Source organism: Telluria sp. LT2P80 (assembly GCF_059685955.1).
Genome location: NZ_JCASIO010000007.1, coordinates 16,178 through 40,580 on the forward strand (window position 1 = coordinate 16,178; position 24,403 = coordinate 40,580).

The window sequence follows — 24,403 nt, forward strand, 5'->3', positions numbered from 1 at the left end:
CTTCCGCGCCAGGGCGTGGAAAAATTTCTGTTATCTGATGTAGGGCCGGTGGCTTATGCCGGCGGTTGGCCGTGTGTTATCGGCAAGGCGGGTGCTGCGACTGGGCGCTGTGATGCATTAGCACTTCCTTATTGTGATGAACTCTTACTTACTGCTCTGGCTACACCTGTAGGGTGGACGGCTACGCCGTCCACGCGTTCAAATTCATCTGGTTTTGTGGCACGCCATCGTTCGTTGCACGCGTGGGCGGGGAACCCGCCCACCCTACGCCCCGCCCACCCTACGCCCCCTGCCGCCCTTCCAGCCGCGCCAAGAAGTTGGCAATCTCGCCCATCGCCTGCCATTTGCAGGCGCATTCATTGCGGCCGTTCGGGTCTTGCAGATCAGCGGGCGCCATACGCCGCACCGTGGTGCAGATGCCCGCATTGATCAACTTTGCGCCATACAGCTCAGCTTCGTCGCGCAGCGGATCGTCTTCGGCCGACAGGATCAGCGCCGGCGCCAGGTTCTTCAGACGGCTGGAATGCAGCGGCGCCGCGTACGGATGCGAGCGGTCGGCTGCGTGGGGCAAATAGCCGCGATAGGCTTCGGCGCAGATCGTGGCGGCCTTTTCGCGGTCGGAGCATTGCGTGAGCTGGCGCATCGAACCGGTGCTCAGGGCCGGGTCGAGCATCGGCATGACGAGGATCTGGCCAGCGAGTGCCGGACCACCACGATCACGCGACATCAGCGCGCAGACGGCCGCCAGGTTGGCGCCGGCTTCGATGCCGGCCGTTACCAGGAGCTTGCCGTTCCAGCCAAGCTTGGCCTTGTTCTTCTTGGCCCATTGCAGGACCGCGTGGGCATCCTCGACGGCCGCCGGGAACGGGCTGACGGTGGCCAGCGTGTAGCTCGGCGCCAGCACCAGCGGCAGATGATCGCATTCGGCCAGCGAGCGCAGGAAGTCGTCCGCCTCATCGAGGTCGCCGCTGTCAAAGCCGCCGCCGTGGTAGAACACGACCAGCATGTCGCGCTTGGCGGCCGGGCCAGCGGCGTACAGGCGCGCCGGCAGCGGGCCGGTAGCGCCCGCGACCTCGAGGTCGCGTACTTTCAGCGCGCGGTCCGGCATGTCGCCCACGGTGTTCATCGCGCGGCCTGCCCGAGCTCGAGTTCGACGATGCGCTCGTCGACGACGGCGCAATCGCCCACGCAGGTCATCTGCATCTGCATCGACAACGCCCGCACACCGCGTGCTTCGGCGCCGGCGGCGCGGGAGTAAGCATCCGTGCAAAGCAATCCCGCCAGCGCGACGCCGCTAAGCGTGACTGCAACCGTGGTAAAAATGCCATCTCGAATACTCATGTCCTGCTCCGTCTTCTCAAGTAAATACTTTGTTGCGATGCACACATAATAGTCTTGATCCCCAATCGGATAAAGATGACAATACCGAATTGATTGTTCAGATTCCTGAACAATGGCGCTATTTTTGAGTCAGAATCCAGATGAACAAGCTGCAAGCCATGGAAGTGTTCGTGCAAGTCGTCGATGCAGGCAGCTTCACGCGCGCCGCCGACACGCTGCAAATGCCCAAGGCGACGGTGTCGACACTGATCCAGGCGCTCGAAACGTCGCTCGCCTCACGCCTGTTGCATCGCACGACCCGCCACGTGTCCGTGACATCGGACGGCGCCGCCTATTACGAGCGCTGCGTGCGGATCCTGTCGGACGTGCGCGACGCCGAAGAATCGCTCACGCGCCACCGCTTCAGCCCCAGTGGCCGGCTGCGGGTGGATGCGCCCACTGGTCTCACCTGCGAGATCCTGATTCCCGCCCTGCCCGATTTTTTCGCGCGCTATCCCGATATCACGCTGGAGATGGGCAGCACCGATCGCCCGGTAGACCTGGTCGAGGAAGGCGTCGATTGCGCCGTGCGCGGTGGCGACCTGATCGACAACAACCTGATTGCGCGCCGCGTTGGCGTGATCAACTTCGTCACCTGCGCAGCGCCCTCGTATATCGAGCGCTTCGGCATGCCGCTGCATCCGAACGATCTGGAGCGCCATCGCTGCGTCAATTATTTCTCGTCCAAGTCGGGCAAGGTCAGCGGCTGGGATTTCACCCGCGACGGCGAGCGCATCGAGGTCATGCTGCCCGGCGCCATCGCGCTCAACGACTCAAATGCCTATATCAAGGCGGGCCTGGCCGGCCTGGGCGTGATCAATATGACCGACTATCTTTTGTCCGAGCAGCTCGCGACCGGCAAGATGGTGCGGCTGCTGCCGGATTGGCGCTGCGATCCGATTCCCGTCCACGTCGTCTATCCGCAGAATCGCCATTTGTCCGCCAAGGTGCGGGTATTCGTCGAATGGATCGCCGAGCTGTTCGCGAACCATGCCCATCTGCGCGTGCAGCCGGCCGACACCACGGCGCCCACGCCGGCGCTGCCGCCACGATAGGCCGCCGCACGGGGAACAGCGGCGGTAGAATCGTCGTTACAACAATACAGGGAGACGCCGCCATGTACACCGCATCCACGCCCCGCGCCATCGACGTCCTGCTGGCGCGCTATGGCGAAAGCCACCGCAATCCCGTCAATGAACTGATCCACATCGTCTGCATCCCGGCAATCGTGTTCAGCCTGCTGGGCATCCTGTGGGCGCTCCATCCCGCGGTAGCGCTGCTGGTGGCGGCAGCGGCGCTGGCGTATTACGTCACGCTATCGCGCGCCTTCGCGTTGGGGATGGGCGTGATGGTCGGCGCGATGCTGCTGGTACTGGCGATGCTGCCGGACGGGACCGTGTTGCCGACGGCGATCGGCGTGTTCGTGGCGGCCTGGCTCGGCCAGTTCATCGGCCACCATATCGAGGGCAAGAAGCCTTCGTTTTTCGACGATCTGCGCTTCTTGCTGATCGGGCCGCTGTTCGTGCTGAGCATTCTGTACCGGCGTATCCGGCTTGCATGGTGATGTTGCATTTCTACTACATCGGGGATGCTGGTCGATGAGGTGATGCCGACAGGAACCTGGCGGGCCATCTATACTCCCGCGATGTCTTCCCCCATCCTGTTTACCATCGCGTCCCTGATCTGGGGCTCGACCTTCTGGGCCATCACCTTGCAACTGGGGCACACCGCACCGGCGGTGTCGGTGGCCTACCGCTTTTTCCTCGCCGCCGCTGCCTTGTTCGCCGTATGCATCGCACGCCGCGAACGCCTGAGCCTGCCTTGGCGCACGCACCGCTGGATGGCGCTGCAGGGCGGCCTGACCTTCGGTATCTCGTACATCTGCACCTACCACGCGGAGCAGCACGTCGTCTCCGGCCTCGTGGCCGTGATGTTTGCGCTGATGGTGTTCTGGACGCCCATCTGGAGCCGCCTCTTCTTTGGCACAGCGATCAACCGCCGCACCTGGACCTGCGGCGCGGCCGCCATGGTGGGCGTCGCGCTGCTGTTCTGGCACGCCATTGGCGATGCCTGGCAGGCGATCCAGGCCGGCGGCAACGGTCACTTCATTGCCGGCGTTGTGCTGGCGCTGGCCGCGACCATGGCCAGCGCGGGCGGCAGCGTCGTCGTCACCAAGGTCAAGCAGCAGTGCGCGAACCTGCCGCTGACGATGGCGTGGTCGATGCTGTGGGGCGCGTCGATGGTCACGCTGTGGTCGCTCGCGAACGGCGACGCCTTCACGCTGCCCGACAGCGGCACCTACTGGGCCGGCCTGTTCTACCTGTCGATCTTCGGCTCCGTCGTCGCCTTCTTTGCCTACTTCACGCTGATCGCCCGCATCGGCGCCAACAAGGCCGTGTATGTCACCGTCGTCACGCCCGTGCTGTCGGTGCTGCTGTCGGTGCTGCTCGAAGATTACCGCCCCGGCGCGCTCGAATTTCTCGGCATGATCGTGTGCCTGGCGAGCGTGGCCTGGGCCGTGCGTGCGCCCGCGCCGAAAATCGTCCAATCCGCTAACCTGAACAATCCCATCGAATCGCCATGACCGCTGCCCCATTTTCCATCCGCCCTGCCCGTCCGGACGACGTCACCCACATCCACGCCATGATCGTGGAACTGGCCGTCTTTGAAAAACTCGAACACATGGTCGTGGCCACCGAAGCGCTGCTGCACGAAGGCCTGTTCGGCACCCACCCGTCGTGCGAAGCCATCGTTGGCGAAGAGAACGGCGAGGTCGTCACCTTCGCGCTGTTCTTCCATAACTTCTCGACCTTCCTGACCAAGAAAGGTTTGTACCTCGAAGACCTGTATGTGAAGCAGGCGCATCGCGGCAAGAACATCGGCACGCGCATGCTGCAGCGGCTGGCGCAGCTGGCGGTCGAGCGCGGTTGCGGGCGTTTCGAATGGTCGGTATTGGACTGGAATGAGCCTGCGATCAATTTCTATAAGGCGATGGGCGCTGACGTGATGCCCGAGTGGCGCATCTGCCGCGTGACGGGCGAGAGCCTGACGGCGCTGGCCGAACGCAGCTGATTTCGGCTGATTTCGGCTGACGCTAAACCCGACCGACAAAGAAAAACCCACGACGCGTTGGCGCCGTGGGCAAACCCATTTTGGCAAATGGGGAGGGGAGAAGTTGAATCACGAGAAGGACTATAGCCAGCGATCCTTAACGATTGATTAAGCCTTACATTTGCTTACGGCGATCACCGTTTTTTTTACATGTCGTGAAATTCATCTTCTCCGAAACGCAGATGACGGCCTTGCGGGCGATCAAAAGCTCAGCCAATGGTGCGCAAGATGCCGCCATGAATGACGGCCTGGCAGGGATTCAAACCGATCGCGTAGGCAAGATCGGCAGGTCGCGCGATGTTCCATAACGCCAGGTCGGCGCGCTTGCCAACCGTCAGCGTGCCGATCTCGTCCTGCAGACCGAGCGCGCGCGCCGCGTGCGCGGTCACGCCCAGCAATGCCTCTTGCGGCGTCAGGCGCCACAAGGTGCACGCCATGTTCAGCGCCAGCAGCAATGACGTCAGTGGCGAGGTGCCGGGATTGCAGTCGGTGGCCACGGCCATCGGCACGCCGGCAGCGCGCAAGGCGGCGATCGGCGGCATGGTCGTTTCGCGCAGATAGTAATAGGCGCCTGGCAGCAGCACGGCCACCGTGCCAGCCTGCGCCATTGCAGCGATGCCCTGTTCGCTCAGGTGTTCCAGATGATCGGCCGACAAGCCGCCATGGCGCGCCACGAGTGCGGCGCCGCCCTGGTCGGACAACTGCTCGGCATGCAGCTTGACGGGCAAGCCCAGCGCGCCAGCCTTGTCGAACACGCGCGCGGTCTGCGCATTGGTAAAGCCGATACGCTCGCAGAACGCATCGACTGCATCGACCAGGCCCTGCTCCGCCAGCGCCGGCAGCATGACGTCGCACACGTCGGTGAGGTAGTCGTCCGGACGCCCCGCACATTCGGGCGGCAGCGCATGCGCGCCCAGGAAGGTAGTCACGACGCGCACCGGCAGCAGTTCGCCAATGCGGCGCGCCGCGCGCAGCATGCGTTCTTCGGCGTCCAGCGCGAGACCGTAGCCCGACTTGATCTCGAGCGTTGTCACGCCTTCGGCCAGCAATGCCTTTACCCGCGGCAGGCTGGCCGCGACCAGCGCATCGATGTCGAGCGCGCGCGTGGCGCGCACGGTGGCCATGATGCCGCCGCCCTGACGCGCGATGTCTTCATAGGTGGCGCCGTTGAGGCGTGCTTCCCATTCGTCGCTGCGGTTGCCGCCATGGACGATATGGGTGTGGCAATCGATCAGGCCGGGCGTGAGCCAGGCGCCGCCGCAATCGTGTTCGCGCGCGGCTGGCGGCGCATCGTGTCGCGCACCGATCCAGGCGATGCGGCCATCCTTGATCGCCAGCGCGGCGTCGTGCAGCAGGCCGTAGCCGTTGTCCATCGTGGCCAGGTGCACGTTGGACAGCAGCAGGTCAGTCATACATCCCCGCGTCGTCGTCATCATCCTCGTCAGAGTAATAGTGGACGTCGACGATATAGATGGTGGCCTGCCCCGCCTCGAGCGTCCACACGGTGCCCTGGTCGAGCAGCACCGCGTCGTAGCGCACGAGACCAATGCGCTCGTTGTCGCTGGCCAGCTGCAGGCTGTCGCCTTCGGCCAAAAACAGCACCGTGATCTCGGCGCGCGCGATGAAGGTCGAGTCGCCGCTCAGGCGCCGCCGGCCGAACTGGTGATAACAGCGCTCGCTGCGCGACATCACATTGAAGTCGGTCGTCGGCCCGCGATTGAGCTTGGCCCGCACTTCCGAGCTACCGTCGAACGCCACCACCGGCTCGGCATGCGTGATCAGGGTCGGCTCGCCATCGATCTGCAAGGTCATGCCGTGGCCGTCGACCAGCGCCAGCGTGCGGTCGACACCCTCGAACTGCGAGAACGCGCCGTCTTCGGCGATGGTGGCGAGGCTGACGCGCCAGTCGAAATCGTCGAAACCGGCGTCGAGCGGGCCGATCGCGATCTCGGTCGTGTTGCCGCCGCCGTTCTTCCACGGTACCGGGGCCAGGCCTGCAAACGGAATCAAGACAGTCATGTGGTCACCTTTCTAAGAACGCAAATCCCTGAGCGCCTGGCGGTAGCGCGCCGCAATCGCCTCCTGCGCCCGGTGGCGGCCGCCCTGCACGACCCAGCGGCCGCCGCACAGCACGTCGCGCACGAGGTTATCGTTACCGCAAAATACCATGCGACCAAGGACCTCGGCGTGGTCAATACCGTCGAGGTTCGGATGCTGGGCATCCAGCACCAGCAGGTCGGCTCGCCGCCCTGCTTCCAGTGCACCGACGCGTCGGCCAGTGGCCTGCGCGCCACCAGTCAACGCAGCTTGCCACAAAAAGTCGCCAACGCTGCGCTGCGCTGGCACGTGCGCGACATTGCGCTGCCGGTGCTGCAGGCGCTGGCCGTATTCGAGCCAGCGCAATTCTTCGACGGGACTCTGCGAGACATGGCTGTCGCTGCCGATGCCGAAGCGCCCGCCGGCAGCGATGTACGGCGCCAGCGGAAACACGCCGTCGCCCAGGTTCGCCTCGGTGGTCGGGCACAGGCCGGCGACGGCGCCGCTGGCCGCCAGCGCCGTTACTTCGGCCGCGTCCAGGTGCGTGGCATGCACGAGGCACCAGCGCTCATCAGGCGCGAGCTGGTCGAGCAGGTAGGCAACGGGCCGCCGGCCTGTGTGCGCGATGCACTGGGCCACCTCGGCCTCTTGCTCGGCGATGTGGATGTGCAGTGGCCGCGCGGGAGGCAAGCCGGCCGCCAGCGCGCGGATCGCATCGATGCCGGCCGCGCGCAGCGAGTGCGGCGCCGCGCCCACTTCGAGCTGGCCACCCCGCAGCGGCGCCAGTGATTCGACGATGCCCAGCACATCGTCGACGTCGGTGCGAAAGCGCGCCTGGCCCGGTGTAAGCGGCTGCGCGCCAAACCCGGCGTGGCTGTACAGCACCGGCAGCAGCGTCACGCCCATGCCGGCCAGTTGCGCGGCCGCGGCCACACGCTCGGCGGTTTCGGCGGGCCGCGCATAGCTGGCGCCATCGACAGCGCGCTGCAGGTAGTGGAATTCGCAGACCGATGTGTAGCCATGACGCAGGCACTCGGCGAACAGCTGCGCAGCGATGGCTTCGATTCCCTCCGGCGTGATGCGCGCGGCGAAGCGGTACATCAGGTCGCGCCAGGTCCAGAAGCTGTCCGGCCCTTCGCTGCCCGTTTCGGTCAGGCCGCCCAGCGCCCGCTGGAACGCGTGCGAATGCAGATTGACCATCCCCGGCAGCACATACTCGGCGCGCGCCACGTTCAGTGGTGGGCGCGCGCCGGGGGCGACCTGCGTCAGGTCGCCCCCGCTGTCCCATTCGAGCAGCACGTCACGCTGCCAGCCCTGCGGCAGCAGCGCGTGGCGCGCGAACAGCGCTGTCATGGGCGCACCCAGTCGACGGCGGCCTTGACCATGTCGCGCAGCAGCGGCTGCAGCGTCGCGGCCACCGCTGGCCGGTACTCGAACGGCGGTGCTTCGTTCATGTACAGGTACTGGCATTTCTCGAGCTGGATTGCATGCACGCCCGATGCCGGTTGACCGTAGTGGCGCGTGATGTGGCCGCCCTTGAAGCGACCATTGAGCGCGATCGAGAAACGTTTCTGCGCGCGCGCCACGCCCAGCACCGCCCCTTCGAGGTCCGGGGCGCAGGACGTGCCTTCGGCCGTGCCGAAGTTCAGGTCGGGCAGCGTGCCCTCGAAAAAGCGCGGGACAACGGAGGCAATGGAGTGCGCATCCCACAGCACCACACGCCCGTGCTCCATCTTCAGGCGGTCGAGCTCCGCGCGCAACTGCGCGTGGTACGGCTGCCAGTAGCGCGCCAGGCGCCGCTGCACCTCGGCCGCATCGGGCTCCATGCCGTCGCGGTACAGGCGCTCGCGCCCGAACGTGTCGAGCGGGCACAGGCCGGTGGTGTCCAGGCCCGGATACAGGTTGGTGTTTTCGGGCGGGCGATTCAGGTCGATCAGGTAACGCGACCAGCGCGCCGAGATGGTCGAGATACCCATCTCTTCCAGAAAACCGTACAGCTCGGGCAAATGCCAGTCGGTGTCGGCGCGCGCCGCGGCGCACGGCGCCAGCGTGTGCGCTACCTCGTCGGGAATATCGGTGCCCGCATGCGGCATCGATACCAGCATGGGAAGCCTGCCTGCCTTGAACCGGAATTCCATCGCAACTCCCTGGTCGATTTACGGATGCAGCGCCGAAAACAGCGCCTTGCACGAGGCCGACAGCGCGCCCTGCCATACCATCGTGCGCGCCGCCTCGATGTCCGGCGCAAAGAAGCGATCGGCATCATATGGCGCGACCTGCTCGCGCAACTGCGCATGGACCGATTCCAGCGTCTGCGAACTGCGCAGCGGACGGTGGAACTCGATGCCCTGGCATGCGGCCAGCAGTTCGATGCCGACGATCACGCAGGTATTGTGCGCCATCTGGTGAAGACGGCGCGCCGCGAAGGTGGCCATGCTGACATGGTCTTCCTGGTTGGCCGACGTCGGCAGGCTGTCGACGCTGGCGGGATGGGCCAGCGACTTGTTTTCGGACGCCAGCGCCGCCGCCGTCACGTGGGCGATCATGAAGCCCGAATTCAGGCCCGGCTCGCGCACGAGGAACGCCGGCAGACCGGACAGGTTGGCGTCGATCAGCAGCGCGATGCGGCGTTCGGCCAGGGCGCCGATCTCGGCGATGGCCAAGGCCAGCGAATCGGCGGCAAACGCCACCGGCTCGGCGTGGAAGTTGCCGCCCGAGAGGATGACGCTGCCCGCCTCGCCGTCGGTAAACAGCAGCGGATTGTCGGTGACTGCATTCGCCTCGATCAGCAGCGTGCGGCCGGCATTGCCGATCAGGTCCATCACGGCGCCCATCACCTGCGGCTGGCAACGCAGGCTGTACGGATCCTGCACGCGCTCGTCGCCCACCAGGTGCGAGGCGCGGATCGCACTGCCGGCCACCAGCTCGCGGTAGATGGCCGCTGCCGCGATCTGGCCCGGCTGCCCGCGCACGGCGTGGATGCGGGCATCGAACGGTGCATCGCTGCCACGCGCGGCGTCGACCGACAATGCGCCGGTGACCAGCGCCGCTTCGAGCAGGCGCTCGGCCAGGAACAGGCCGTGCAGCGCCAGTGCGGTCGAGACCTGCGTGCCGTTGATCAGCGCCAGGCCTTCTTTTGCGCCCAGCACGACCGGCTCGATGCCGGCTGCCGCCAGCGCATCGACGGCGTCGACTAGCACGCCGTTGTGGCGCACCTGGCCCACGCCCAGCATGGCCAGCGTCATGTGCGCCAGCGGCGCCAGGTCGCCCGACGCGCCGACCGAGCCCTGTACGGGAATGGCCGGCATGATGTTGGCGTTGTACAGCGCAATCAGCGTCTCGACGATGAGTGGGCGCACGCCCGAGTAGCCGCGCGCCAGGCTGCCGATCTTGGTCAGCAGGATCAGGCGGACAATCTGGTCGTCGATCAGCGGCCCCGTACCCACCGCATGCGACAGGATCAGGTTGCGCTGCAGCGTGGCCAGTTGCTCGACCGGGATATGGGCCTTGGCCAGGATGCCGAAGCCGGTGTTGATGCCATAGGCCGGATCGCCCTTGGCGACGATGGCGGCGACGGCCGCACTGGATGCGACGATGTCGCGCCAGGCCGCGCTGGCCAGGGTCAATGGTGCGTGCGCGCTCCAGGCGGCGCGCAGGTCGCCCAGGGTCAGCTGGCCGGGGTGCAGAGTGAATTCGTTCATGGATTTATTTGATCATCGGAAGATTGAGGCCATTGCGCCGGGCGCAGTCGATGGCGGTGTCGTAGCCGGCGTCGGCGTGGCGCATGACGCCCGAGCCACAGTCGTTGACCAGCACCCGCGCCAGGCGCTTGGCGGCGGCATCGGTGCCGTCGGCCACGATGACGACGCCGGAGTGCTGCGAATAGCCCATGCCCACGCCGCCGCCATGGTGCAACGAGACCCAGGTGGCGCCGCCGGCCGTGTTGAGCAGCGCATTGAGCAGCGGCCAGTCGGATACGGCGTCGGTCCCGTCGCGCATCGCTTCGGTTTCGCGATTCGGGCTGGCGACCGAGCCGGTGTCGAGGTGATCGCGCCCGATGACGATCGGCGCTTTCAGTTCGCCCGTGCGCACCATCTCGTTGAACGCGAGGCCCGCCAGATGGCGCTCGCCCAGGCCCAGCCAGCAGATGCGCGCCGGCAGGCCCTGGAACGCGATGCGGTCACGCGCCATGTCGAGCCAGCGGTGCACGCGCGCGTCGTGCGGGAACAGTTCCTTGATTTTGGCGTCCGTTTTGTAGATGTCTTCCGGGTCGCCCGACAGCGCCACCCAGCGAAACGGGCCGCGCCCTTCGCAGAACTGCGGCCGGATATACGCCGGCACAAAACCCGGGAACTCGAACGCATCCTGCACGCCTTCGTCCCTGGCCACCTGGCGGATGTTGTTGCCATAGTCGACCGCATGGCAGCCCATGGCCCTGAAGTCGAGGATGGCGCGCACGTGCTGCGCGCAGGATGCCGCCGCGTCGCGCGTCAGGCGCGCGTGCTGGCCGGGATCGCGCTGCGCGGCCTGCCACTCGGCCACGCTCCAGCCGCTTGGCAGGTAGCCGTTGATCAGGTCATGGGCCGAGGTCTGGTCGGTCACCAGGTCGGGCTTGATGCCGCCGGCACGGGCGCGGCGCACCAGTTCCGGCAGCACGTCGGCCGCGTTGCCGAGCAGACCAATGGAGACCGCCTCGCGCTGCGCCGTGTGCTGCTGCACCATCGCCAGCGCCTCGTCGATATCGCGCGCCTGCTTGTCGAGGTAGCGCGTGCGCAGCCGGAAATCGATGCTGCTTTGCTGGCATTCGATGGTGAGCGACACGGCGCCGGCGAAGCTCGCCGCCAGCGGCTGCGCGCCGCCCATGCCGCCCAGGCCCGCCGTCAGGATCCAGCGGCCGAGCATGTCGCCGCCAAAGTGCTGGCGCCCTGCTTCGGCAAAGGTTTCGTAGGTGCCCTGCACGATGCCCTGCGTGCCGATGTAGATCCAGCTGCCGGCCGTCATCTGGCCATACATGAACAGGCCGCGGCGATCGAGCTCGTTGAAGTGGGCCCAGTCGGCCCATTTCGGCACCAGGTTGGAATTCGCCAGCAGCACGCGCGGGGCGTCCGGGTGGGTCTGGAATACGCCGACCGGCTTGCCGGACTGTATCAACAGGGTCTGGTTGTCATCGAGCTCGCGCAGGCTGGCCAGGATCTGGTCGTAGCAGGCCCAGTTGCGGGCTGCGCGGCCGATGCCGCCATAGACGACGAGGCGCTGCGGGTTTTCCGCGACCTCGGCGTCCAGGTTATTTTGAATCATGCGGTAGGCCGCTTCGGTCAGCCAGCTCTTGCAACTGAGCGTCGTGCCGCGCGGGGCCTGGATCACGCGCGAGGGGTCGAAGCGGGGATCGTCGATGAGACTGGCATCTTGGGACATGGCGGCTCCTTCGGGTCAGGGATGGGGCTCCGCGTGCTTGCCGGATGACTTGGCTGCCAACCATCACCGCGTGGACGGAGAATCCGTCCACCCTACGAATGGGTTGGCGCCAACCGTCCCCGCGTGAACGCAGAATGCGTCCACGGTACCTTATTCAGGTTGTCTATACAACCCTATCAATTCACTTTTTGAAGACCTGTTTGCCCGCCACCCAAGTTTCGAGCACGCCGGTCTTGTGGATGTCGTATGTCGGCATCTTGAACAAGTCCTGGTCGATCACGATGAAGTCGGCCAGCTTGCCGGCTTCGAGCGAACCGAGGCTGTCTTCGCGGTGACCGGCGTAGGCGGCGTCGAGCGTGAAGCAGCGGAATGCCTCTTTCAGCGACATCGCCTGGTTCGGGTACCAGCCGGCCACCGGCTGGCCCTGCGCATCCTGGCGCGTGACGGCGGCGTGCAGGCCGAAGAACGGGTTCGGCGCTTCGACCGGGAAGTCCGAGCCGCAGGCGATGCGCGAACCCTGGTGCAGGAAGGTGCGCCAGGCATACGCGCCCTTGATGCGCTCCGGACCAACGCGGGTCTCGGCCATGTTTTTATCGGACGTCGCGTGGGTTGGCTGCATCGACGGGATGATGCCGATCGATTTGAAGCGCGGGATGTCGCCCGGCTGCACGACCTGCGCGTGCTCGATGCGGTGACGCTGCGCTGCGCTCTTCGTTGCGGACACCTCTTTCTGGTAGATGTCGAGGATCTGCTTGTTGCCAGCGTCGCCGATGGCATGCACATTGACCTGGTAACCGCGGCGCATCGCCTTCGTCATCATGGTATCCATCTGCCCGCTCTTGAAGAACAGCAGGCCGTGCGAATGCGCGTCATCGCTGTATGGCTTGATCAGCGCTGCGCCGCGGCTACCCAGCGCGCCGTCCGAATACAGCTTCACGGCGCGCAGTGCGTACATGCCGTTGCCATAGTCGTTCAGCGGGCCGTTCTTGGCCAGCACATCGAAATCCGCACCGGCGCCGCCGATCATGCCGTACACGCGCGTCGTCAGCTTGCCCGCATCGGCGTAGGCGCGGTACAGGCGGTCCTGGGTCACGTCCACGCCCGCGTCGTGCACGCTGGTGAGACCCACGCGCGCCAGTTCGCTCAGGGCGCGGTCGAGGATCGTGCGCGATTCGGCCCCGGTCTGCGGCGGCAGCACCTTGGTCAGCAAGTCTTGCGCCGTATCGACCAGGACGCCGGTCGCTTCGCCATTCGCGTCGCGCACGATCTTGCCGCCGACCGGATCCGGCGTGGCCTTCGTGATGCCGGCCAGCGCCAGCGCGCGGCTATTGGCCCAGCCGGCGTGGCCGTCGACGCGTTCGAGCCACACCGGCCGGTCGCTGACGACGGCGTCGAGTTCGGCGGCGGTAGGGAAACGCCCCAGCTTCCAGTTTTCCTGGTTCCAGCCGCGCCCGCGCAGCCATGGGTGTCCCGGATTGGCACCTGCGTACTCGCCGATCGACTTGAGCGCGCCGGCCAGCGAGGTGCTGTTGAACAGGTCGAGCTGCGTCAGTTGCTGGCCCAGGCCGAACACGTGGCCGTGGGCGTCGATCAGGCCAGGCAGCAGCGTGCGGCCACCCATGTCGATGCGTTTGGCTTGCGGGGCCTTGGCCGCGACATCCGCGCTGGCGCCCACGGCGATGATGCGACCGGCATCGTCAAACGCGAGCGCGGTGAATTGCACCAGGTCGCCCTTGGTATTGAGGGTATAGCCGTTGGCGTTGTCGATCAGGGTCGCGGCGTGGGCTGGCAGGCTGCCGGCAACGGCCAGGACGATCAGGGAACACAGGGGGGTCAAGCGGGCGCGCATGCGTGGTTTTCTCCGTCGGTTGGGATCCCGCGCCTCGTGGGCGCAGCTCGGCAGAGTGTATCGAAATTTGCATGCCCGGCATAGCACCAGCGCCCGTTCAATCCGGGTTGGATGCAACCTGCTCCTGTTCCCGTTCGAGCAGCGTGCGCTTGCGCTCGATCCCCCAGCGATAACCCGACAGCGCGCCGCCCGTGCGCACCACGCGGTGGCAGGGAATCGCCAACGCCACCGGATTGGCGGCGCAGGCCCCGGCCACGGCGCGCGCGCCGCCGGCCACACCGACGATAACGGCCAGCTCGGCGTAGCTGACCGTGCGCCCGGCGGGGATGCTGCGCAGCGCCTGCCACACGCGCTGCTGGAATGCAGTGCCGCGCACGTCCAGTGGCAGTTCGAAACCGATGCGCGGCGCTTCGACCAGCGCGATGACCTGCGCCACGGTCTGCCCGAATGCAGCGTCGGCGCCTTCCAGCGTGGCCTGCGGAAAGCGTGCCTGCAGATCGTCCAGCAGCGGCGCCGGCGCGTCGCCGATCAGGATCGCGCAGATCCCGCGCGCGGTCGCCGCCACCAGGATCGCGCCCAATGAACACTGCCCGATGGCGAAGCGGATCGTCTCACCGCGCCCGCCGGCCCGGTAGTGCGCCGGCGCCATGCCCAGCACCGCCTGCGCGCCCGCATAGAAACGCGTGCTGGACCCGTAGCCGGCGTCGAACAGCGCGTCGAGCACCGGCGCGCCCTGCGCCAGCCCGCGCCGTACGCGCTCACCGCGCCGCGCGGCCGCATACGCTTTCGGCGTGATCCCCGTCTGCGCCTTGAACACGCGGTGGAAGTGAAAGCGGCTCATGCCGGCCGCCTGCGCCAGGCTGTCGAGGTCAGGCGCTTCGTCGGCGGCATCGATCAGGCGACACACCCGCGCGACGGCTTCGCGCTGGCGCTCGGCGAGCGGCGGCAAATGCGGCGCGCAGCGCAGGCAGGGCCGAAAGCCGGCCGCTTCGGCGGCATTTGGGTCCGCATGAAAGGCCACGTTGGCGCGCCGCGCCGCGCGCGATGGACACGACGGCCGGCAATACACGCCGGTGGTGCGCACCGAGTACACGAAGCGGCCGTCGAAGGCCGGGTCGCGCTGCTGCACAGCGGCCCAGCGCAGATCGGCGCTGTCGGCGCCGGCATCGGCATTGGCATCGGTGGGAATGGTCATGTTCATCTCCATGGGTCAGGCGGCAAGCCTATCGTAGCCCTATGCCTGGTGCTATGCACGCCGGGTCTTGCTTTCGAATCGAATGCTAGAATCTCGGCTGGTCAGACAGGCCGTCACTTCGGAGAACCGCTTGGACCCAAGGACCACACACGATCCCCTGCAAGACAGCCCCCCGGACAAAGCACCCATTTTCCGGCAAATCAAGGATTACCTGGTCGGCGAAATCGCGACCGGGCGCTGGAAGGAAGGCGACCTGGTGCCGTCCGAACAGGCACTGGTGCGCCTGTTCGGCGTCTCGCGCATGACGGTCAACCGCGCCGTGCGCGAACTCACCGCCGAGCACGTCCTGGTGCGACGCCAGGGCTCGGGCACGTATGTCGCGCCGCAGAAGTACCAGGCCACGCTGGTGGAGATCCGCAACATCGCCGACGAGATCCGCGAACGCGGCAAGCAGCACACCAGCCGCGTGCTGGTGCTGGCGGCCGGCGTGGCGGACGATGGACTGGCGGCCGAATTCGCGCTCGAAGCGGGCAGCACGTTGTACCACTCGCTGATCGTCCACTTCGAGAATGACGTGCCGATCCAGTTTGAAGACCGCTGGGTGAATCCAACCTGTGCCCCGGCCTACCTGGAACAGGATTTTTCCAGCATCACGCCCAATGAACACCTGATGGTGAGCGCGCCGCTACAGGGCGCGACGTATACGATCGAGGCCCTGCCGGCATCGGGTGACACGGCCAGGCATCTTGGCATCGCGCCCGGCGCGCCGTGCCTGGTGCTGCATCGGCGCACGACATCGGCCGGCCGTATTGCCTCGGTGGCCACGATGTGGCATCCGGGCCACCTGACGCGCTTCACGGGCAGCGTGTAGCAATTAATTATTCGAACAGACAATAAACCATGCCACACTCTGGCCATCTGGCGGACCAGCCATCACCTTCCCCGTCGGGTATGACCATGCCATCGCCAGCCGCCAACGCGCCAGCCCCGGAAGCGCCCTTGCATGTGCTGGTGCTCGACGACGATCCGCTGCTGCTGGAAATGATGCGGGAAATGCTGGCCGCATGCGGGCCGAATACGGTCGTGCTCGAGACCGAGGCGCGCAACGCACTGCAGCACCTCGCCCAATCCATGCCCGATGTCCTGATCTGCGACCTGATGATGCCGGAAATGGACGGTATCGAATTCCTCCAAGCCGCTGCGGCGCAAGGGTATCAGGGCAAGGTGATCCTGATTTCGGCGCTTGAAGACGGCGTGCGCGAAGCGGCTGGCGAACTGGCGCGTGCACTGGGGCTGCAAGTCGTCGGTTCATTTCGCAAGCCGCTCGAACAAAACCAGTTGCGCGCAGCGCTGGCCTGTTGAATTTTTGTACAACCGGCTAAACACTTTTCAAAAAAATGCGGTATTATTCGGCTCATTCCCCGCCTGACACCCTCTAGCCGTTCTTCCAATATTGAAATTCGCACACAGTGCCTCCACCATTGTGTAGTAACAATATTAAGCAACACAGGAAGATACCCGGTAGCCGGTCGAGACGTTCCGCATGTCCTGTCTCAAGGCGTTAATCACAGTTACTACCTCTTATCGAGGAAACCATGAGCGAAAACATCAAACACATCAGCGATGCATCCTTTGAATCCGACGTGCTCAAATCCGAGCTGCCGGTGCTGGTCGATTTCTGGGCCGAGTGGTGCGGTCCTTGCAAGATGATTGCCCCGATCCTCGAAGAAGTCGCCAAGGAATACGGCGGCAAGATCACGATCGCCAAGATGGACGTCGACGCCAACCAGGCTGTCCCAGCCCAGTTCGGCATCCGCGGCATCCCGACCCTGATCCTGTTCAAGAATGGCGAAGTCGCTGCGCAGAAAGTCGGCGCACTGGCAAAAGGCCAACTGACTGCGTTCATCGACAGCAACATCTGATTCAGCTGATACAATAAGCGGCGACGACGCGCCCGCGTCATCGCCTCCCGGCCGGGAGGGCCCACGGCCCATCGCCACCTTCCCGCCTTGATTAACCCACGCAGTTCCCTCCCCTACCTTTTTTACCCGTCACGGGTTACCCAAACACATGCATTTATCTGAACTGAAGGCGATGCACGTTTCCGCGCTGCTGGAAATGGCAATCGGCCTCGATATCGACAACGCAGCCCGCCTGCGCAAACAGGAATTGATGTTTGCAATCCTGAAAAAGCGCGCAAAAGGCGGTGAGCAGATCTTCGGCGACGGCGCTCTCGAAGTGCTGCCGGACGGTTTCGGTTTCCTGCGCTCGCCTGATGCGAGCTATATGGCCTCGACCGACGACATTTATATCTCCCCGTCGCAGATCCGTCGTTTCAATTTGCATACGGGTGACTCGATCGAAGGCGAAGTGCGTACGCCAAAAGATGGCGAACGCTATTTCGCGCTGGTCAAGGTCGACAAGGTCAATGGCGAATCGCCAGAAGCCTCGAAGCACCGCATCCTGTTCGAGAACCTGACGCCGCTGCACCCGAACGAGCCGCTGCGTCTCGAGCGCGACATGAACGGCGCCGAAAACATCACCGGCCGCATCGTCGATTTGATTTCGCCGATCGGCAAGGGCCAGCGCGGCCTGCTGGTGGCGTCGCCGAAGTCCGGCAAATCGGTCATGCTGCAGCACATCGCGCATGCGATCACGGCCAATCACCCCGACGTCACGCTGATCGTTCTGCTGATCGACGAACGTCCGGAAGAAGTAACCGAGATGCAGCGTTCGGTGCGCGGCGAAGTCGTCGCCTCGACCTTCGACGAACCAGCAACCCGCCACGTGCAGGTTGCCGAGATGGTGCTGGAAAAAGCCAAGCGCCTGGTCGAAATGAAAAAGGACGTCGTGATCCTGCTGGACTCGATCACCCGCCTCGCGCGCGCCTACAACACCGTGATCCCTGCCTCGGGCAAGGTCCTGACCGGTGGTGTCGACGCCAACGCACTGCAGCGTCCGAAGCGTTTCTTCGGTGCGGCCCGCAATATCGAAGAAGGCGGCTCGCTGACCATCATCGCGACTGCGCTGATCGAAACCGGTTCGCGCATGGATGACGTGATCTTTGAAGAATTCAAGGGTACCGGCAATATGGAAGTGCACCTCGAGCGCCGTCTGGCCGAAAAGCGCGTCTATCCGTCGATCAACCTGAACAAATCGGGCACCCGTCGCGAAGAACTGCTGATCAAGCCGGACCAGCTCCAGAAAATCTGGATCCTGCGCAAGCTGCTGTACTCGATGGACGAAATCGAAGCGATGGAATTCATCCTCGACAAGATGCGCGCAACGAAGAACAACGTGGAGTTCTTCGACATGATGCGCCGCGGCGGCTAAGCCACCGCAACGCAGTACGCGCAAAGGCAGCCTTCGGGCTGCCTTTTTTGTTGGGCATTGCCGGAAGCTGAAAACCTATTTATAATCGCCGGTTCTGCCCAACCCTGGCAAGTGATCGGCAATCGGGTCAAGAAGCGAGACGACCGACGAAGTGCTGTTTGGCTACCAACTCTATAGAAAGCAAGACCATGAAGACCGAAACTCACCCAGAATACCGCGACGTCGTGTTCCATGACGTGTCGTGCGACTTCAAGTTCATCACGCGCTCGACCATCAACACCCGCGACAAGATCGAACACGAAGGCAAAGAATACCCACTGGTCAAGATCGAGGTGTCGGCTGAATCGCACCCGTTCTTCACCGGCAAGCACAAGATCGTCGACACCGCCGGTCGCGTCGAGAAGTTCCGCCAGAAATTCGGCGCAGTTGGTTCGAAGACTTCGGTCGCCAACGGCTAATTGCCGACGTAATACCGTCAAAGCCTTCACCGGCTTTGGCCAGACAGCCGGCGTTGCCGGCTTCAAAAAAGAAGCCGCTTACCCGGCTTCTTTTTTTTCGCGGCTATACTACGCGCTCATTTCCGCCATCAGACTTATCGATGAAACCAGTCCGTCTTCCCGCCGCCGCCACCCTGGCACTGCCCCGCTGGGCCTTGCTTGCGCTGGGCCTGTTCTACATCCTGCCCGGCCTGATCGGCCGCGACCTGTGGAAGGAAGACGCCGCCAGCTTCGGCATCATGTGGACGATGGCGCATGGCACGCTGGCCGACTGGCTGTATCCGAACATCGCGGGCCTTGCCAGCGTCGACGAAGGGCCGCTCGCATTCTGGCTCGGCGCCGTGTGCATCAAGCTGTTCGGCTGGCTGCTGGGCGACGTACTGGCCGCGCGCGTCTCGACCGTCGGCATCTTCGTGCTGGGCACGATGTCGCTCTGGTACACCGCCTTTCACCTGGGCCGGCGAGCTGAAGCGCAACCGCTGCGCCTGGCCTTCGGCGGCCAGCCCGAACCGGATGACTACGGCCGCACGCTGGGCGATACCGCCGTCCTGATCTACCTCGGCAGCCTGGGCCTGCTGCTGCAAAGCCACCTGACGCTCGCAGCGACCCTGCAAGGCGCGCTGCTTGCCTTCTTCCTGTACCGCGCCGTGCGCTACGTCGAACTGGCCGGCACGCGCAATGCGGTGCTGGTGGGCCTTGCCCTTGGCGCGCTGGCGCTCACGCAAGGCTTCCTGCCGCCGCTGGTGCTGATCGTGGCGCTGTTCGCCTGCACCCACTACCTCGAGCTGCCCACGCCACGCGCGCTGCGCGATCTGGCCGTTGCCGCCGGTGTGGGCTTCGGCATTACGCTGATCTGGATCGTGCCGGCTACGGTATTGCAACCATATGGCCTGTCGCCGGTCGCCGACTGGCTCAACTGGAACGCGCACCAGATCGGCCTGCCCGGCTGGCCAGCGCTGAAAGCCTTCTTCCGGATCGGCATCTGGTTCTTCTGGCCAGCCTGGCCATTCGCCCTGTGGGCAGTCTGGGCCTGGCGCCGCCAGCAGATGCTGCACATCGTGCTGCCCGTATTCTTCTTCCTGGCGCTGGTGCTGCAACTGCTGGCCGACCCAGCGCCCGAAAACAGCGACTTCCTGAAAATGCTGCCGCCGCTGGCACTGATGGCCGCCTTCGGCCTGCCAACGATGAAGCGCGGCGCGATCAACGCCATCGACTGGTTCTCGGTGATGGTGCTGACGATGCTGAGCGCGATCATCTGGCTGTTCTGGATCGCCAAACTGACCGGCTGGCCGGCACAGCTGGCCAAGAACGCGCTCAAGCTGGTGCCGGGCTTCACACCCGAAATCGGCGTGGTCACCTTTATCGTTGCGGCCGGCGCCAGCGTCGGCTGGATCATGCTGGTGCACTGGCGCCTGTCGCGCCAGCCGGCGGTGCTGTGGCGCGCCGTGGTGCTGTCCTCCGGCGGCCTGATCCTGCTGTGGGTGCTGTTGATGACGCTGTTCCTGCCCGACCTGAACTACGGCAAGAGCTACGCTGGCGTCGCCCAGCAGATCGCCGCCCGCCTGCCGGCGGACGCCAACTGCATCGCCACCAACGTCGGCGCCGCCCAGCGCGCCTCGCTGGCCTTCTACGGCCGCCTGCCATTCGTCACGCTGGCCGGTGGCAAGTGCGACTACGTGCTGCTGCAGGACAGCCTGCGCAACCGCCGCGACGCCACCCTGCTACCTAAATGGAACGTGCGCGACGCAGTGCCGCTGTGGGAAGGCCGGCGTGCATCGGACCGTGACGAACGCTTCCGGTTATTCCGCCAGAAGCCCTGAGCACTTCCCCGACAAGCCGCACTTCTGTGCGGCTTGTTCGTTATGGGCTAATGACTGGCCGAAATCCACCTGTGCGCGGCAAGTGTTGTCTTTATGAGAAGCTGACTTCAACGAATGCGTGTTTGCGCGCAGTCAAACGTCAGCCACTAAGTGCTTGTCACAATGATCAAGTCAATGACGATTCAAATAATAGTTGGCTGGATATTGCACCAGTTTTCTTGATCGGCGCGAACACGGACTGATGCAGGCACCCAGGGAGAGCAACATGAACAGCGTGACATTTTCTGAAATCGAGCGCGTCAGGAAACGCCCTGGCTTCCTGCAGCGCATCGATACCTGGCGTCAGTCGCTGCCATGGGCGCTCACGCTGCTGGCCGGCTTGCCGCTACTGGTACTGGCCCTGCACCTGATCGATCCCGGCACCCCGATGCCGTTCCTCGTCGTGCCAGCCGTCGTCGGTGGCCTGCTCCCCATCTGCATGCTGGGTCCGGGCCGCTTTGAAATGCGTAGCCGCGCCGATGACTGCCAGATGATCGACAGGCTCGACGAGGCGCTTGGAGCGCTTGGCTACCGGCGTACGGCCGCCGACAGCACCAGCATCCGCTACTTCCGCCCACGCCCCTGGTTGCGCGGGCAAGAAGGCGCGATCGATGTCGCGGTGCGCGAGCATGTGCTGGAGATCGTCGGGCCGATGGGGAGCTTGCGGTTGTTGCAGCATCGGATGACGTGTTAGCCAGAGTGAAGTTCGCCGCTGGAGTGTCCATTAGGCAGCCCGTACAGCGAATTTCGCGGCGCACTGGCCAGCTGAGCAATCGATGTGCTAAGATGCCCGCCTGCGATTGGGCCTCTGTGGCGGAATTGGTAGACGCACTTGACTCAAAATCAAGCGCCGTAAGGCGTGCCGGTTCGATTCCGGCCGGAGGCACCAAACCCATGAATCATACTGTCTTATCCCAGCTCAAAACCCGTAACCTCCCTAGGGAGAACGGGTTTTTTGCTGTCTCATCTCATCTCATCTCGTCAAGGCGCATCTCGACAAGATACCGTGATTTTTCACGGTATCTCTGGATACCGATAAACAGATACCGTTATGATGGGATAGAAGATGGCATTGACAGATACTTTTGTACGACAGGTTAAGAGCAGTGTTAAACCCGCTGGAGACAAGTACACCGATGGGCATGGCATGTACCTGCATGTCAAACCGGCTGGAAAATACTGGCGTTTCGACTATAGCTTCCTGGGAAAACGCAAGACGCTGGCGTTAGGGGTCTACCCGGATGTGAGCCTCGTGAAGGCCCGTGCGCGCCGCCAGGAAGCGCGCGAGCTTTTGGCGGACGGCATTGATCCGGGTGCGGCCAAGCGCGACGCCAAGCATGCCAAGATGATCGCCGCCGAGCATACGTTTGAGGCAGTGGCTTTTCGCTGGCTGGAGAAGACCAAGTCTGAGCGCGCTCCGACAACGCAGGAGAAGGTGAAAAACTGGCTGGCTAAAGACCTTTACCCAGTCATTGGCTCACAACCCATCTCGACTATCAAGCCACGCGATGTGCTGGTTGCCGTCCAACGCATCGAGGCGCGAGGCGCCAACGAATCCGCTCACCGCGTCAAATCGCTCTGTGGACAGGTGTTTCGCTTCGCGGTCGCTACCGGTCTTGCGGAGCGCGATGTGACGGCAGACCTCAAAGGCGCACTCGCCTCCGTGCAGACGAATCACTTCGCCGCAATCACAGATCCTCATCAGGTAGCGAAGTTGCTCGCGGCCATCCACGGCTATAGCGGCCATCCCTATGCAGCGGCCGCGCTGAAGCTGGCACCGCTTGTGTTCGTCCGACCAGGTGAGCTGCGAAGTGCAGAGTGGTGCGAGATTGATTTGAACGCCGCCGAGTGGCGCATCCCAGGGCACAAGATGAAGATGAAAAACGATCACATTGTCCCGCTCGCAAAACAGGCCGTCGACATCCTGAGCGTCGTGTACCCGATGACGAGCCATGGCAAGTACGTTTTCCCTAGTATTCGCACAGCGGATCGCTGCATGAGCGAGAACACAATTAACGCGGCATTGCGTGGCCTCGGCTTTGGCAAGGATGTCATGACTGGCCATGGCTTCCGTGCTATGGCGCGCACGATCTTGGACGAGGTGCTGGAAGAGCGCGTGGACTACATCGAGCATCAACTAGCACATACCGTTAAGGATGCGAATGGACGGGCGTACAATCGCACCGCCCACCTGCCCGCGCGCCGGCTAATGATGCAACGCTGGGCCGATTACTTGGACGCGCTTCGCAGCGACTAATCTGTTCGGCTGAGTTTCCCACCAACATGTTGAAGGACTAGCGAATGGCACATTCCTCAAAAAAGGGCCGTAAAGCGACACACAGATCACGGTCGAGCGCGGCGAAGCTCGTCCTGGTATACGGTCCGACTACGGTTGACGTGACTTCTGCCCCTGCGCTATTGGACGCATGGGAGTACTTTGTCGAGAACGGCCGGCTACCAAATGAGCGCCAGGATTGCTCACCGCACGCACCGGGCCGACGAGGGACGGCTTCGCAAGAGGCTCGCGCAGCAGCCAAGGATTTGCTGAAAGCATACGGACCGCCGATCCGTAGCGTGTCTGGTACGTTTTGCCTCAACCCAGAAGAGGACCCAGAAGACCATATCATCATTTCCAGCGCGCGCGCGGCTCAGGTGCTGCTTGACGCTATGGATCGTTTGGCGAAGACAGGCTGGCTGGTGGAAACGGAAGTCAAGCTGGAGAGGTTTATGGTCCGAGCGGACTTTAAGCTAATCCGTCCGCAGTTTCGGACGGTAAAGGCAGCGATCGAAGCGTTAGCGAAACTCCACCCGCGCAGCATCCGTGATCTTGAGCGTATGGTGAGCAACAAAAAACTGTGACACCGTTTGTCGGTGTTTTATAAGGCCAATTTTGAAATACTACGGATGCGTCATGTGACGTTAAACCGGAGTATCAGATGTCTCACCGTATCGTCCGCATCGCCGACTTGGCGACCACCCCAAAGAAATCCGGCATTTTGCCGGTCAGCCCGGCCACCATCTGGCGCTGGGTCCGTGCGGGTAAATTCCCGAAGCCCTTCAAAATCGGTGTCAGCGTGACCGTCTGGCATATGGGCGACATCGAAAATTTCATCGCCACTAATTCGGCATCCTTCGCGTGACTTTCTGCGCGAACTGATGACCCGAACCATAATCTACCCAACTATCTACGGGCCGCTAACAACGCCATAACGGCAAGCCGGGCACAAACCCAAAATCACGCAGTTTGAAAAAATATAGCCCCGTCGCTAGGGGCGAACTTACGCCTACGAAAAGGCAGAAAGCAGTAGATTATGTCCCTCTCCAGCCCCTCTAATAATGAACGTACGGCCTTGCTGCAAACGCTGCACGGACAAATCCAAACCATCAGCAAGCGCAAAGCGACCCATGCCATGCCATCTACTACTGTGGCTAACTCTTCCGACATGATGGCTCTGCGTCAGGCGGCCATGGTGTTCGTAAATCGCATTTGCTCCGACATCGGAAGCCAGCCGCTGGACATGATTCCGTTCTGGGATTTCTATATGGCAGTGTCGAAAATGGAACAGACCGTCGAAGTGTTGACTAGCGAGAACAAGCGACTGTCCATTCTCAACCGTCGCTTGGCAAAAGCCGCCTGCTAGTCTAAACGAACTCACTGCGCTGCCAGCAAAGCCGCTGGCATGCCAAAAAAAATCTAGGAGAATTCATTGCATACCCCCCCATACAG

25 protein-coding genes and 1 tRNA gene are annotated in these 24,403 nt (G+C 63.8%); 16 read left to right on the top strand and 10 right to left on the bottom strand.

The window, feature by feature from the left end:
- Positions 1-280: 280 nt before the first annotated feature.
- The gene (locus tag AC56LW_RS17525) at positions 281-1,126 is read right to left on the bottom strand and encodes an alpha/beta hydrolase (RefSeq protein ID WP_499636407.1); all 846 of its coding nucleotides are present in this window, start codon (positions 1,124-1,126) and stop codon (positions 281-283) included.
- The gene (locus tag AC56LW_RS17530; protein ID WP_499636409.1) at positions 1,123-1,341 is read right to left on the bottom strand and encodes a hypothetical protein; all 219 of its coding nucleotides are present in this window, start codon (positions 1,339-1,341) and stop codon (positions 1,123-1,125) included. The genes AC56LW_RS17525 and AC56LW_RS17530 overlap by 4 nt, the downstream gene beginning before the upstream one ends.
- A gap of 140 nt (positions 1,342-1,481) precedes the next feature.
- On the opposite strand from AC56LW_RS17530, the gene AC56LW_RS17535 reads away from it, so the two are divergent.
- The 4 genes from AC56LW_RS17535 to AC56LW_RS17550 all read left to right on the top strand — a co-directional run bounded on the left by AC56LW_RS17535 (position 1,482) and on the right by AC56LW_RS17550 (position 4,452).
- Positions 1,482-2,435: a LysR family transcriptional regulator gene (locus AC56LW_RS17535; protein WP_499636411.1), complete on the top strand. Its 954-nt coding sequence runs from the start codon at positions 1,482-1,484 to the stop codon at positions 2,433-2,435.
- A 62-nt stretch (positions 2,436-2,497) separates the two neighbouring features.
- Entirely contained in the window at positions 2,498-2,944 is a 447-nt protein-coding gene (locus AC56LW_RS17540; protein WP_499636413.1) for an Mpo1 family 2-hydroxy fatty acid dioxygenase, read from the top strand.
- Positions 2,945-3,025: 81 nt separating this feature from the next.
- Positions 3,026-3,964 carry a DMT family transporter gene (locus tag AC56LW_RS17545; RefSeq protein ID WP_499636415.1) on the top strand — a complete coding sequence of 313 codons (939 nt, stop codon included), beginning with the start codon at positions 3,026-3,028 and terminating at the stop codon, positions 3,962-3,964.
- A complete protein-coding gene (locus tag AC56LW_RS17550; protein WP_183556207.1) occupies positions 3,961-4,452 on the top strand; it encodes a GNAT family N-acetyltransferase in 492 nt (163 codons plus the stop codon). The genes AC56LW_RS17545 and AC56LW_RS17550 overlap by 4 nt, the downstream gene beginning before the upstream one ends.
- 248 nt (positions 4,453-4,700) lie before the next feature.
- Here AC56LW_RS17550 and hutI read toward each other — a convergent pair whose 3' ends face one another.
- The 8 genes from hutI to ada form a co-directional block, all read right to left on the bottom strand.
- Complete coding sequence (gene hutI, locus AC56LW_RS17555; protein WP_499636417.1) at positions 4,701-5,903, bottom strand: imidazolonepropionase; 1,203 nt, start codon at positions 5,901-5,903, stop codon at positions 4,701-4,703.
- Positions 5,896-6,510: a HutD/Ves family protein gene (locus AC56LW_RS17560; protein WP_499636420.1), complete on the bottom strand. Its 615-nt coding sequence runs from the start codon at positions 6,508-6,510 to the stop codon at positions 5,896-5,898. The genes hutI and AC56LW_RS17560 overlap by 8 nt, the downstream gene beginning before the upstream one ends.
- A gap of 12 nt (positions 6,511-6,522) precedes the next feature.
- On the bottom strand, positions 6,523-7,881 hold the full coding sequence (locus tag AC56LW_RS17565) for a formimidoylglutamate deiminase (RefSeq protein ID WP_499636421.1): 1,359 nt from the start codon (positions 7,879-7,881) through the stop codon (positions 6,523-6,525).
- Positions 7,878-8,666 carry an N-formylglutamate deformylase gene (hutG, locus tag AC56LW_RS17570; RefSeq protein ID WP_499636422.1) on the bottom strand — a complete coding sequence of 263 codons (789 nt, stop codon included), beginning with the start codon at positions 8,664-8,666 and terminating at the stop codon, positions 7,878-7,880. The genes AC56LW_RS17565 and hutG overlap by 4 nt, the downstream gene beginning before the upstream one ends.
- An 18-nt stretch (positions 8,667-8,684) precedes the next feature.
- Positions 8,685-10,229, bottom strand: coding sequence for a histidine ammonia-lyase (gene hutH / locus AC56LW_RS17575; RefSeq protein WP_499636424.1), 1,545 nt, complete (start codon positions 10,227-10,229; stop codon positions 8,685-8,687).
- 4 nt (positions 10,230-10,233) lie between these two features.
- Positions 10,234-11,943, bottom strand: coding sequence for a urocanate hydratase (hutU, locus tag AC56LW_RS17580; protein WP_499636426.1), 1,710 nt, complete (start codon positions 11,941-11,943; stop codon positions 10,234-10,236).
- Between the two features lie 181 nt (positions 11,944-12,124).
- Positions 12,125-13,792 (bottom strand): amidohydrolase, encoded by a 1,668-nt coding sequence (locus AC56LW_RS17585; protein WP_499636428.1) that lies wholly within the window; start codon positions 13,790-13,792, stop codon positions 12,125-12,127.
- A 97-nt stretch (positions 13,793-13,889) separates the two neighbouring features.
- Positions 13,890-14,993 carry a bifunctional DNA-binding transcriptional regulator/O6-methylguanine-DNA methyltransferase Ada gene (gene ada, locus AC56LW_RS17590; RefSeq protein ID WP_499636429.1) on the bottom strand — a complete coding sequence of 368 codons (1,104 nt, stop codon included), beginning with the start codon at positions 14,991-14,993 and terminating at the stop codon, positions 13,890-13,892.
- Positions 14,994-15,117: 124 nt separating this feature from the next.
- Between ada and hutC the strand changes: the two genes are divergently transcribed.
- The 12 genes from hutC to AC56LW_RS17650 all read left to right on the top strand — a co-directional run bounded on the left by hutC (position 15,118) and on the right by AC56LW_RS17650 (position 24,317).
- Positions 15,118-15,858: a histidine utilization transcriptional repressor HutC gene (hutC, locus tag AC56LW_RS17595; protein WP_499636431.1), complete on the top strand. Its 741-nt coding sequence runs from the start codon at positions 15,118-15,120 to the stop codon at positions 15,856-15,858.
- 86 nt (positions 15,859-15,944) lie between these two features.
- Positions 15,945-16,349, top strand: coding sequence for a response regulator (locus tag AC56LW_RS17600; protein ID WP_332532171.1), 405 nt, complete (start codon positions 15,945-15,947; stop codon positions 16,347-16,349).
- A gap of 233 nt (positions 16,350-16,582) precedes the next feature.
- Positions 16,583-16,909: a thioredoxin TrxA gene (gene trxA / locus AC56LW_RS17605; protein WP_183556197.1), complete on the top strand. Its 327-nt coding sequence runs from the start codon at positions 16,583-16,585 to the stop codon at positions 16,907-16,909.
- A 148-nt stretch (positions 16,910-17,057) separates the two neighbouring features.
- Positions 17,058-18,320, top strand: a complete 1,263-nt coding sequence (gene rho / locus AC56LW_RS17610) for a transcription termination factor Rho (protein ID WP_183556196.1) — start codon at positions 17,058-17,060, stop codon at positions 18,318-18,320.
- Between the two features lie 188 nt (positions 18,321-18,508).
- Entirely contained in the window at positions 18,509-18,778 is a 270-nt protein-coding gene (locus AC56LW_RS17615; protein ID WP_183556195.1) for a type B 50S ribosomal protein L31, read from the top strand.
- 140 nt (positions 18,779-18,918) lie between these two features.
- Positions 18,919-20,637: an ArnT family glycosyltransferase gene (locus AC56LW_RS17620; protein ID WP_499636433.1), complete on the top strand. Its 1,719-nt coding sequence runs from the start codon at positions 18,919-18,921 to the stop codon at positions 20,635-20,637.
- A gap of 265 nt (positions 20,638-20,902) precedes the next feature.
- Positions 20,903-21,370, top strand: coding sequence for a hypothetical protein (locus AC56LW_RS17625; RefSeq protein ID WP_499636435.1), 468 nt, complete (start codon positions 20,903-20,905; stop codon positions 21,368-21,370).
- A gap of 110 nt (positions 21,371-21,480) precedes the next feature.
- A tRNA-Leu gene (locus AC56LW_RS17630) sits at positions 21,481-21,565 on the top strand.
- 177 nt (positions 21,566-21,742) lie between these two features.
- Complete coding sequence (locus tag AC56LW_RS17635) at positions 21,743-22,933, top strand: tyrosine-type recombinase/integrase (protein WP_499636437.1); 1,191 nt, start codon at positions 21,743-21,745, stop codon at positions 22,931-22,933.
- A gap of 44 nt (positions 22,934-22,977) precedes the next feature.
- Positions 22,978-23,535, top strand: coding sequence for a hypothetical protein (locus AC56LW_RS17640; protein WP_499636438.1), 558 nt, complete (start codon positions 22,978-22,980; stop codon positions 23,533-23,535).
- Between the two features lie 77 nt (positions 23,536-23,612).
- Positions 23,613-23,816 (top strand): helix-turn-helix transcriptional regulator, encoded by a 204-nt coding sequence (locus AC56LW_RS17645; RefSeq protein ID WP_499636440.1) that lies wholly within the window; start codon positions 23,613-23,615, stop codon positions 23,814-23,816.
- A 171-nt stretch (positions 23,817-23,987) separates the two neighbouring features.
- Complete coding sequence (locus AC56LW_RS17650; protein ID WP_499636442.1) at positions 23,988-24,317, top strand: hypothetical protein; 330 nt, start codon at positions 23,988-23,990, stop codon at positions 24,315-24,317.
- Positions 24,318-24,403 lie beyond the last annotated feature (86 nt).

Bases quoted from the DNA above. Each gene is read 5' to 3' on its own strand.
- AC56LW_RS17560 (WP_499636420.1), bottom strand. From the start codon at position 6,510: ATGACTGTCTTGATTCCGTTTGCAGGCCTGGCCCCGGTACCGTGGAAG.
- hutU (WP_499636426.1), bottom strand. From the start codon at position 11,943: ATGTCCCAAGATGCCAGTCTCATCGACGATCCCCGCTTCGACCCCTCG.
- ada (WP_499636429.1), bottom strand. From the start codon at position 14,993: ATGAACATGACCATTCCCACCGATGCCAATGCCGATGCCGGCGCCGAC.
- rho (WP_183556196.1), top strand. From the start codon at position 17,058: ATGCATTTATCTGAACTGAAGGCGATGCACGTTTCCGCGCTGCTGGAA.
- AC56LW_RS17540 (WP_499636413.1), top strand. From the start codon at position 2,498: ATGTACACCGCATCCACGCCCCGCGCCATCGACGTCCTGCTGGCGCGC.
- AC56LW_RS17650 (WP_499636442.1), top strand. From the start codon at position 23,988: ATGTCCCTCTCCAGCCCCTCTAATAATGAACGTACGGCCTTGCTGCAA.
- hutH (WP_499636424.1), bottom strand. From the start codon at position 10,229: ATGAACGAATTCACTCTGCACCCCGGCCAGCTGACCCTGGGCGACCTG.
- AC56LW_RS17645 (WP_499636440.1), top strand. From the start codon at position 23,613: ATGTCTCACCGTATCGTCCGCATCGCCGACTTGGCGACCACCCCAAAG.
- AC56LW_RS17550 (WP_183556207.1), top strand. From the start codon at position 3,961: ATGACCGCTGCCCCATTTTCCATCCGCCCTGCCCGTCCGGACGACGTC.
- hutI (WP_499636417.1), bottom strand. From the start codon at position 5,903: ATGACTGACCTGCTGCTGTCCAACGTGCACCTGGCCACGATGGACAAC.
- AC56LW_RS17625 (WP_499636435.1), top strand. From the start codon at position 20,903: ATGAACAGCGTGACATTTTCTGAAATCGAGCGCGTCAGGAAACGCCCT.
- AC56LW_RS17640 (WP_499636438.1), top strand. From the start codon at position 22,978: ATGGCACATTCCTCAAAAAAGGGCCGTAAAGCGACACACAGATCACGG.
- hutG (WP_499636422.1), bottom strand. From the start codon at position 8,666: ATGGAATTCCGGTTCAAGGCAGGCAGGCTTCCCATGCTGGTATCGATG.
- AC56LW_RS17530 (WP_499636409.1), bottom strand. From the start codon at position 1,341: ATGAGTATTCGAGATGGCATTTTTACCACGGTTGCAGTCACGCTTAGC.
- AC56LW_RS17525 (WP_499636407.1), bottom strand. From the start codon at position 1,126: ATGAACACCGTGGGCGACATGCCGGACCGCGCGCTGAAAGTACGCGAC.
- AC56LW_RS17635 (WP_499636437.1), top strand. From the start codon at position 21,743: ATGGCATTGACAGATACTTTTGTACGACAGGTTAAGAGCAGTGTTAAA.
- AC56LW_RS17615 (WP_183556195.1), top strand. From the start codon at position 18,509: ATGAAGACCGAAACTCACCCAGAATACCGCGACGTCGTGTTCCATGAC.
- AC56LW_RS17535 (WP_499636411.1), top strand. From the start codon at position 1,482: ATGAACAAGCTGCAAGCCATGGAAGTGTTCGTGCAAGTCGTCGATGCA.
- AC56LW_RS17585 (WP_499636428.1), bottom strand. From the start codon at position 13,792: ATGCGCGCCCGCTTGACCCCCCTGTGTTCCCTGATCGTCCTGGCCGTT.
- AC56LW_RS17545 (WP_499636415.1), top strand. From the start codon at position 3,026: ATGTCTTCCCCCATCCTGTTTACCATCGCGTCCCTGATCTGGGGCTCG.
- AC56LW_RS17620 (WP_499636433.1), top strand. From the start codon at position 18,919: ATGAAACCAGTCCGTCTTCCCGCCGCCGCCACCCTGGCACTGCCCCGC.
- AC56LW_RS17600 (WP_332532171.1), top strand. From the start codon at position 15,945: ATGCCATCGCCAGCCGCCAACGCGCCAGCCCCGGAAGCGCCCTTGCAT.
- AC56LW_RS17565 (WP_499636421.1), bottom strand. From the start codon at position 7,881: ATGACAGCGCTGTTCGCGCGCCACGCGCTGCTGCCGCAGGGCTGGCAG.
- trxA (WP_183556197.1), top strand. From the start codon at position 16,583: ATGAGCGAAAACATCAAACACATCAGCGATGCATCCTTTGAATCCGAC.